This is a genomic window from Oligoflexus sp. (assembly GCF_035638955.1).
In the GTDB taxonomy this organism is placed as follows: domain Bacteria; phylum Bdellovibrionota_B; class Oligoflexia; order Oligoflexales; family Oligoflexaceae; genus Oligoflexus.
Window position 1 is genome coordinate 1 of the sequence record NZ_DASQYZ010000435.1, and the last position, 7,178, is coordinate 7,178.

General features: G+C 46.2%; 7 protein-coding genes. 3 read left to right on the plus strand and 4 right to left on the minus strand.

Annotated features, from left to right (window positions below; translation table 11 throughout):
- The first annotated feature begins 174 nt into the window (after positions 1-174).
- From VE954_RS35925 to VE954_RS35935, 3 genes are all read left to right on the plus strand, one after another.
- Positions 175-816: an outer membrane protein gene (locus tag VE954_RS35925; protein WP_324962202.1), complete on the plus strand. Its 642-nt coding sequence runs from the start codon at positions 175-177 to the stop codon at positions 814-816.
- A gap of 702 nt (positions 817-1,518) precedes the next feature.
- Positions 1,519-2,190, plus strand: coding sequence for a hypothetical protein (locus VE954_RS35930; protein WP_324962204.1), 672 nt, complete (start codon positions 1,519-1,521; stop codon positions 2,188-2,190).
- A 239-nt stretch (positions 2,191-2,429) separates the two neighbouring features.
- Positions 2,430-2,564 carry a hypothetical protein gene (locus tag VE954_RS35935; RefSeq protein ID WP_324962206.1) on the plus strand — a complete coding sequence of 45 codons (135 nt, stop codon included), beginning with the start codon at positions 2,430-2,432 and terminating at the stop codon, positions 2,562-2,564.
- Here the strand turns inward: VE954_RS35935 and VE954_RS35940 are convergent.
- The 4 genes from VE954_RS35940 to VE954_RS35955 all read right to left on the minus strand — a co-directional run bounded on the left by VE954_RS35940 (position 2,561) and on the right by VE954_RS35955 (position 7,061).
- Positions 2,561-3,685: a sensor histidine kinase gene (locus tag VE954_RS35940; RefSeq protein WP_324962208.1), complete on the minus strand. Its 1,125-nt coding sequence runs from the start codon at positions 3,683-3,685 to the stop codon at positions 2,561-2,563. The two genes, VE954_RS35935 and VE954_RS35940, sit on opposite strands and share 4 nt — an antisense overlap.
- Positions 3,686-4,239: 554 nt before the next feature.
- The gene (locus VE954_RS35945) at positions 4,240-4,674 is read right to left on the minus strand and encodes a hypothetical protein (protein WP_324962210.1); all 435 of its coding nucleotides are present in this window, start codon (positions 4,672-4,674) and stop codon (positions 4,240-4,242) included.
- Between the two features lie 490 nt (positions 4,675-5,164).
- Positions 5,165-5,584, minus strand: coding sequence for a response regulator (locus tag VE954_RS35950; RefSeq protein WP_324962212.1), 420 nt, complete (start codon positions 5,582-5,584; stop codon positions 5,165-5,167).
- Between the two features lie 259 nt (positions 5,585-5,843).
- Positions 5,844-7,061: a phage portal protein gene (locus VE954_RS35955; protein ID WP_324962214.1), complete on the minus strand. Its 1,218-nt coding sequence runs from the start codon at positions 7,059-7,061 to the stop codon at positions 5,844-5,846.
- Positions 7,062-7,178 lie beyond the last annotated feature (117 nt).

Here is a 7,178-nt window from a genome sequence, read left to right on the forward strand (position 1 = left end):
AGAGAGAGCTAGACTCAAAAAATCCTCCGCGACTTTTTTCACCATATATCGATTTTCAAGCCTTGGGAAGTGGGGGCGGGCCCACTTCCCATCTGCCGTAAATTTCTGCTAGGTATCGTCGTGTCGGGGAATTATCCCCAAAGTTTTCATGCAAGGAATTCTATGAAAAGCAGAATGTTTGCCCTTCTCGCAGTCCTCTGTTCCGCAAAGGCAATCGCAGGCTCTCTCACCGTTAAACCGGAAGTTATTTACTCGACAGCCCAGCTCAAATTGGGTGACGAGAAGTGGACCAACTCTGATGGACAAAACGAAGCTGCCGATGTCAGCAACTCGCGCTTTATCAAAGGATATGGCGGAGCACTCAACCTTGAGTATGAGCTGGCAGATCGATGGCGCCTCGGCGGTGGTGTCGGTTATGTTAGTTACAACCAGCAGCATGGCCTAAATCAGCCAAACTTTAACGATCTTTATAGTAAAGCGCAGCTTTCCTACGACTTTCTCAGGGTTGGCGATTTCAGTGCATATGCTGCGGGCGGCGCCAGTTACCACATGATCAGCCTTAATAGTGAGAATCGAAACGAAACCCGAATAAATCCGGGCGATGTTCAGGTTTGGAACTACGATGCTGGCGTAGGGGGCAGGATGAAGGTAGCGGAAAATGTGAACCTGGGGCTTGAGTATCGGGTTACCAATCCGCTCGACAGTGACCACACCGGGGTCAAGTATTCCGCTGGTGATGAATCACTGAAGACCGAATTGACCAAAGTCAAGCTTAGTACAAACGAAGTCCTGGCTTCGCTATCATACTCGTTATAAGCAACGTTATCTTTGTAACCAGAAGTTTCGGCTTCTGGCTTTTTTCTGCTTCTGGTTATTCTGATATTAAATATCAATGCTATCCAATTTTTCCTGAACACCAGATTTTTCACAACATGATTTTACTACCTCATCTCCTGTTCTTTTTAGTTGCTCATGATTGACGGATTCCAATATTCGTCTTAAAATTGTCAGACGTCCCCTTTGAGATTTGCAAAAAATGACGCTTACATTTTCCGAAGCAAAAGCTGAATTTAACTCATCAATCAAAATGCGGTTCAAAAAAGAAAATTTATTGAACATTGAAAGTGCAGTCTTTACCCTTTGATTGAATCATCTTTAGTTCCACGAAAATTAATTAAAAAGTCAGCTCTTAAGTTTTGGAAAGACTTAAAACACGATTTCGTCGGCGGTGCACCGTAGAACCTTTACTTGAATCACTTGGCGTACTCTGCGAGCCAGGTTGGAAATTACTGAGTAATCCTGAAGCCAAAGAAAGATGATTTCGCGAAACACTACCTGGATTCAACCAAGAATAAACCTCGGGAATCTTTGTTAGATCATTTGACAGACAATAGTTTTCTTGCATAACTACAGCATGATGCAGTAGACATATCAACACTCTGGGGTATAAAACATTAGGGTCAAACCCTAACGTAATTTTAATGACTTTGGAAATCCCTTCATTAAACGGAAGATTTGATGGTGCACTTGCTACTGACATTGATTATCTTGTTTTTGGATTCTCAGGTGATTGCAAAACCTGAGACCAAACTGGCTGTCATGAAGATCAGCGAGGAAGGAAAAAAATGGACTGCGCCCAACCTGGAAATTGCAAGATTCTTATGCTTACGCGCGCAAGTAATTTGTGACGTTAGGGCTCTACCAACTCATAGAGCCTTTACAGAGCTGCAGGCGAATCAAGTGCAATTTCTACTCTCGTTAGACCATCAACTTAGCGGAGTAACGTACCACAAAATTGCAAAAGTTGATTCGGTTGCGATTGTAATCGTCGCAGGAAAACCAATGACTGACTGTGAGGCGATGAGAGGAATGAATTTTTCTGCGTTTCGCAATGTTTTTTACGCAAAAAAGCTCGCAAAAAAATGTGCAGGCTTGCAGTTTACCTGGACCAACAGCTATGTTCAGGGAATGCAAATGTACCGGAGCGGCCGTGTTGATGGCATGATAGGAGTTGAACTAAATTTTGTCCGCAGTAAGCATGATCCAGTGCGTTTGACAGAACTGGATGTAGTATCACCAGTTGACAAAGAGTATGTGTGGCTCTTTAGTAACTCCTTAAACAAATCCTCCGAAGCAGCCACACGGTTTTTGAGTGTTTTGCCCAAGTTACCCGGCTTGTTCCAGCCGTAGCGCATCTTGAAGAATACAGATCACCAGATTTTTCTGCCAGTTCATTCGATGGCATCTCGTCCCTCACTTCCAGCCATTTCCCAGAATAAAGCTCACATCTTCACTTGTTCACAGAAACGTTCGATTCTCCAAACAGAAATCCAGAAATCTCCAAAAATGCCAGTTCTAAACCGCTCCAAAATCTACGATCGCTTGCCGGCAACGGTCCATCGTGCAAGAATTCTCTCTGGAGGTGTTATATGAATACAAATGAAAATATTGCACATGGCGAAGGCTCATCAACTCACCTGTTTTACTCAGATGAATGGGTCTATATCACGAAGCACTGGCTGATGATTGCTTCAGACTCTAAGCTCAGGCAGGCACAGCTTTAGAGTGGGAGCGTAATAGTGAACGTTGTGCCATCCTCTTGGCTACTGGAGACAGCCACGGTTCCATGATGAGCTTCAGTAGCTACTTTAACAAAAGCCAACCCAAGGCCCCATCCTGCGATGGTGGGTTCGTCAGTCAGTCCTCGATTGAACGGATTAAAAATATTGTCTTGCAGTTGCTTTGGAATGGGTTTTCCGAAGTTATGAATGGATATGAAGGCTTTCTCATCTTTGATGCCTGTAGCTATTGTTATCAGCCTATTCTCATATCCATACTTAAGAGCATTTTGCAAAATGTTATCAACAATGCGCCTCAGAACACTTGCATCCCAATTTCCCTGTGCATCGACTTGTTTGAAATATAGAAAGCGATCACCAAAGCGGGGGATAAAGTCATTGACAGCATTGTCCAAAATTTCTTTGAGACTACAGGGACCCGGATTTACAATGAGTTGATGCCCTGATTTTACTCGAGCTAAATCGAGAAGATTGTTAAGCATTGCGTCAGCCTGCCGAAGATTTCGCTTGATAATATCTATGGTTTCTTCATGACCACTCTCCGTCAGTTCTTCCTCCAGGATTTCAAGACCCATTACAGCTGCACCAATTGGGTTTCTAAGGTCATGGGAAAGACTGGCTACGAATCGATCCTGACGTCCGATTATTTTGTTAGCCCTTTCCTTTTCGTCCTCAATCCCCTGTACCCGTTGTCCAGAGAAAGCTTCGGCAGCTATCTCCATTGCCTTTTCTATCGAATCTGCAATAAAGTCCCGGATGGGTTGCGGAACTTGCTTCGCATTCTCCTCAGCCACTTTGAAAATAACTTCGCGTAGTACCCTGTACTCCTTAAGCATTTCACGAACGGAATATTTTTCTTCATTGGCCCTAAGATGTCCGTGAATCTGACACGAACCGTCGACGCAAGGATCATCAGTGCTATGATTCGGATCGAGTGTCTCGGCCAAACGCGCCAAAAACTGTGGCAAATGATCAATGAGTTTACTTCGATTGGTTTTATCTGAAGCCTCGATACGAGCGTTGACACTAACCACCCAACGATCGAAAATTTCCGTCTTTTTATCAATCAGGAGGTGCGACATTTCACTTGAATATACTTTGTCCATAAGAAACCCATTCGCAATATTGCAATACGATTACTTGGTGAGAATATTAGGTTCGCATAACGGAGAATGGCCGCCCGGAATCGGGCTGACGCCTTATTAAGCTTTTCCCATAGGGGGAAAATCTTTTTTTGATTGTTTTTGCTACCGGATCACAAATTCATTTTCATGAGCCAACAATCCTGCATTTCAGTTTTAAGATCACTGGGCATCTTGCACTTTTGTAAGACATACCAACCTAATTAGATAGCTTTTTTAGTATTGACTGTTTGCCAGAAATGCATTTTTGAGTGAGGAAAGATTTATTCCCTAAATCATCTAACGAATTTTGGCATTCTGCCATGAAGTGTTCCCCTTTGACGGAGCATTGTCCCCTAAAAGCGCGACCATTGGTGGCGATGGCAAGCAGGAACCATCTGTTCATTGCTTTCGGCACGCTGGCTTCTTTAACTATTCGCATATGCTAGCAAAGGCTTGCCCTGATCTGGAAGACAACCGGTGGCGTATATAAGACAGCTGCCATATGGGTATCAGTAATGTTTTTGATAAAACTCTTTCTACATCCGGCTTGCTTGTGGCTCCATTTGGACTAGTAAGGATCTTAAAACGCAGCCCGCCTTTAGGGACTGACCTAATTTAATTTGAAAGACGGGGATTCTCGAGCAGAAACTAAGATCATTTAACCCGTCCGCCCATGATTCAGGTGACTTTGTTGAAAACACAATACGCGCATGGCCGGATTCAACCTCCTTTTCCCTGTGGAACAGAATGACAACCAGATGGTGACTATCTATGAAAAGGAAATTGTGCATGAACGCCTGATTTACGCCGAGATTGGGCTCAAGCGCCATAAGCTGGAATTGGTTCAGCGGCTCGTGGAGGAGGATGGTTCCACCTTGGCTAGCGGGGTCCTCATCATACCAGAGGATCGAGCAGAGTCGCTTGTCCGGGGGGACCTGCAACATTTTAAAGGGAATGCTTATGCTTGGCATGCTTTTGCTCCTTTCAAGTGATCGGGAGCAGGCATCAATGGTAAGGGGGGTTAATCTCGTTTCATCCGGTGCCTTTCCTTCTCCAGCTTCTGAGTAATGTCCCAAGTGTCGACGTAAGTGACAATCGAAAGTGAGTTCAGATGGGATAAACTATTTACACATATTGTGGCATACACCCGCAAACGGCTCGGGGGGAGAAAAAGCATTGCCGAACTGTCTATAAAATCTTTTGAGAACCGCCCGTGCGTATTTTGGCATTGATACTCTGCAGCAAAAAATTTGCGATTTTGATGCTGTGAGAAGCGAATTCTAAGCGATCCTGGAAAAACCTTTCAAAATTACAGCGGTCACGGATTCAATAAAAATGGCTCTGGCAAAACAGAGTAGCGGTTAGCGAACTGCTACCCCAGCAGTTTCGCGCTCCTTTCACTGTCAACGGCGCAGGGAAGTATATAGATTTTATTAATCAACCGTACCAAATTGGAAACCTCTAGAAAGTATGGTTGATCTTGGGGCATAACGCCGACAGACAGCTGCACAGAGTTTGCCAGCAAACCGGTTTAGTGACATGAGCTGTGAAGCCTGATTGCAGGGACTTTTCTCGATGTTCGTTCAAGGAATGAGCAGTTATGGCAACAATTGGCTTTGCAAACCCATGCTGTCTAAGTGCTGTTGTTGCTTGATAGCCGTCCATTACCGGCATCTGTAAATCCATGAGAATGACATCATAATCCCCAAGAAGGGCCTTCTCCATAGCCTCCTTGCCATTTTCTGCGCAATCAACCTTCACTCCAATTTTTTTCAGGATCGAACTTATTAGGACTCGATTGTCATACATATCATCGACCAACAGAACCTTTGCGCGATTTTCGGATTCAGTTGGGTTCTCGGATTTCGTTGGCTGAGCCATAATCTTTTCCATTCCGGGACATATAGACAGCACGGTTCACTGCATTGGTCTATCCGCTGCGATGGTTAGTGCAAAAGTGCTTCTTATGTGGCGTGCCTGACATGGTGTGTGGGACGATCTTCATCAGGTTGGTTTATCTTTACAGGACAATCGTTACGTATTCGTCGCGGGTTGCCGCTTTTAGGTGCTTTAAATCAAAAATCACCAAAACCACGGCAATAATGACAAAAAATACTAGTGTACTGTGAGTGCTCCATAGTCACTTAAGATCCTTGCCATCCTGTGTTTCCACCGGCTCAGACTTTTTTAAGTCTTCCATTTCGCTATCTATCTCCCTTTTGAGTTTTTCGTAGTCGCGCCCCTGCTCTTCCACAAGCGAACGCCGGGAAGCGACACCTGAATTCAGGCGGACTTCATCGGCCTTGGCATCTTTCAGTGGGTCGATGCTCTGCATGGATGCGCCGATCCATTCAGCGGACAGATAGATTCTGCGTTTGAGCGGATCATCGAAACCTGGAGCATCGAGCATCCCACCTGCAACGGCCTCCTGAATCATCCACTCATAGACAGGCTGACAAAGCATGCGAATCAGCCATGTACGTCTGAGTTTGAAGAATTTCCAGGCTTCGAGGAGTGCAGCACGGCTCGCTGAGTAGGAGGATTGAAAGTGCTGGACCAGCACCTCATAGGGGAGCCCCAGGGCGATCCCCACTTGCCTCAGGATCGCCTGCACGAATGGATCAAAGCCAGAGTTTGGTCTGCCTGGGGTAACCGATTCGACCTTTTCACCGGGCAGGAGGTTGACCATGAGTCCCTGTCCAAACTTTTGCGATGAACGCTCGCGGTCCTCTGGCTTTCTGGATGCCAGGTGCGCATCAGCCCTGTTTCCAAACGGTCCTGTCCCTTCTGAAGTTACGAAGATGCTAAAGAAGGCGCTTATCACAGCGGCCATGATTTCCGCGTTGGTATATCGTCCGAGCTGCTTGAATTTTTCGACCACAGGGGCGAGAAATGGCTCTCCTCGTGTCTGCCCGGGAAGGCGCGCATTGAAAAGATGAAGCGCCTGGACTGCCCCTGTTTCGTCATATCTCGAAAGGCGAAAGACCCGGTTCTCTTCTGAGAGGCGTTGATACTGATTCCCATTTCGGATGTGGTATGCGATCGGCACGCCGTCGCGGTCGAGTTCCACCCCTTCCCTGATATCCAGTTCTGCGGAAGCCGCAAACGGGTTCTCAAGCCTCGCCCCTTCAATAATCTGGATGCAGGTTCCCAGGAGGCCACCGGATACTGGACGGTAGCGCCGGACCACGAGGCAGTCGCCATCCAGGAGCACGGCTCGCATGACGATCGCCTGATTGATTCCAAAAGGGTTCTGCCGCCGAAAGTCCGAGTCGGTCGATTGGCAATGGAGCTCGTATAACTTCTCAACGGTCTTCTCAAATTGACGTGCCGCAGCTTCGTAAGCTTTCGGCGGAATAGCTCAACTTTCACCCAAAAAATCCTGACAGATATGAAGGGTGGTGCATCTGATTGTTGATTAGCTGTGGATGGCGGCCAGCGTTGTTCGATAAGTCCAGGGCAGCCATTTCTCTGG

Excerpts from the sequence above, each read along its gene's own strand:
- VE954_RS35950 (WP_324962212.1), bottom strand. The coding sequence starts at position 5,584 with ATGGCTCAGCCAACGAAATCCGAGAACCCAACTGAATCCGAAAATCGC.
- VE954_RS35945 (WP_324962210.1), bottom strand. The coding sequence starts at position 4,674 with ATGCCAAGCATAAGCATTCCCTTTAAAATGTTGCAGGTCCCCCCGGAC.
- VE954_RS35940 (WP_324962208.1), bottom strand. The coding sequence starts at position 3,685 with ATGGACAAAGTATATTCAAGTGAAATGTCGCACCTCCTGATTGATAAA.
- VE954_RS35935 (WP_324962206.1), top strand. The coding sequence starts at position 2,430 with ATGAATACAAATGAAAATATTGCACATGGCGAAGGCTCATCAACTCAC.
- VE954_RS35925 (WP_324962202.1), top strand. The coding sequence starts at position 175 with ATGTTTGCCCTTCTCGCAGTCCTCTGTTCCGCAAAGGCAATCGCAGGC.
- VE954_RS35930 (WP_324962204.1), top strand. The coding sequence starts at position 1,519 with ATGGTGCACTTGCTACTGACATTGATTATCTTGTTTTTGGATTCTCAG.